Source organism: Micromonospora sp. CPCC 206060 (genome assembly GCF_036906895.1).
GTDB lineage: Bacteria > Actinomycetota > Actinomycetes > Mycobacteriales > Micromonosporaceae > Micromonospora.
Window position 1 is genome coordinate 1 of sequence record NZ_JBAKHU010000277.1, and the last position, 694, is coordinate 694.

General features: G+C 55.5%; 1 protein-coding gene. It reads left to right on the top strand.

Annotation, left to right across the window (positions count from 1 at the left end; genetic code table 11):
- The first annotated feature begins 211 nt into the window (after positions 1-211).
- A complete protein-coding gene (locus V6U90_RS33730) occupies positions 212-667 on the top strand; it encodes a hypothetical protein (protein ID WP_334445260.1) in 456 nt (151 codons plus the stop codon).
- Positions 668-694 lie beyond the last annotated feature (27 nt).

Consider the following 694-nt stretch of genomic DNA (forward strand, 5'->3'; position numbering starts at 1 on the left):
CACCCCATATCGAAATGATCAACCGGTGATCGCCGCCAACCGCGTCGGTGGATCGAGGCTAAGGCGCTTGATAGAGCGAGGAGTGCGCGGCCGGGTGAGTTGCTAGATACGCAGTGGGAGCTTCTGCAGATAGATAAAGCCGGAATGATGGATTCGGTGGACTTTTACCGGTGGAATCGAAAGCTTGGAGATTGGGCCAAAGTTGGATGAGGTGAAGCTGCTTCGCGGTGAATTGCCCTTGGTGATCGAGGGGTCATTTAAGCCGTGGGCGATCTCAGTCGGGCACAGTAAGTTACTCGTACGAGGCGTCATAGGTGATCCGGAAGGGGATGATCCGCTTCGCGTCTTTGACATTCTTTTTCAGGATGTTTCGCGGATTGCTCTATCTGATCAGTATGATGGCATCGATCTTCGGCTTGCGCAGGCAGGTGTGAAAGATGTTGAAGAGAGGCGAGTTGGTCATAAGTGGCCTGCCGCGTCTATGTGGCTACTTTCCAGGGAGCGGCTGGCTGACTACGTGGTAGCCGGGCGCGTGTATTGGGCAGAAGTGGCTGTGCCTGCGGGCATGCCAAGTCCTCTGCTTACCGAAAATCCTGAGCCTGGCGACTTTGTTGGATGCCTTTACTTCTTGGTGACTGGTCAGGTGCTCGTCGGCGGGTCGGCTTGACCTGGGTCGTTCGGGTTGGATCATGGT